The organism is New Jersey aster yellows phytoplasma, assembly GCF_002554195.1.
GTDB lineage: Bacteria > Bacillota_I > Bacilli_A > Acholeplasmatales > Acholeplasmataceae > Phytoplasma.
This window is the reverse complement of the sequence record NZ_MAPF01000071.1, coordinates 1-578: the sequence shown is the minus strand read 5'-3', so window position 1 is coordinate 578 and position 578 is coordinate 1. Positions and strand designations below refer to the sequence as shown.

Sequence of the window (578 nt, the reverse complement as noted above, 5' to 3'; positions counted from 1 at the left end):
CTAATTCAAAAGATATAGAAATTTATGATGAATTATCTACTACTATTAAAATTTATAATGAAAAAGTTAACCAATTAGAAAAACAACATAAATTTAATCAAATTACTGAATCTTATTATAAGAAATGTTATTTAAAATTATGTGTTTTATTTAAGGAAATTTCTAAAAATATTTATAAAGTACAAAAAAAAGATAATGGCTATGAGACTCGTTTAAAAAGGGTTTAATTATTCTATGTTTGAACCTTTGGAACGAATTAAATGTTATAAAAAACATTTAAAAAGAAAAAAAAGAAGAAAGGTATTTGTCATTAAGTGATGATGATTTGAAATTGGATTTATTCTTTTAAAAAAAAACAAATTTAAAAAGAAAATTTAAAATTGCAAAGAAAATTAAAACCAAAAATACAAAAAATTTTTAAAGGCATTATCGAGATTCTTCACAAAAATGCAAGGATAAAACTTTTTATATAATTTTTAAAAGATTCTAAAAAAAATAATCTTTTTAATTACTTTGACAGCTCCTTATGATGATTTACAAAGGCAAAAAAATAATAAAAATATACTCATGAAACCTGA

Annotated in this window: 1 pseudogene; it reads left to right on the top strand. The window is 19.2% G+C overall.

Going from position 1 to position 578, the window contains the following annotated elements:
- A pseudogene (locus BBA70_RS03825) lies at positions 1 to 540 on the top strand (hypothetical protein); the annotation flags it as partial.
- Between the last annotated feature and the right edge of the window lie 38 nt (positions 541 to 578).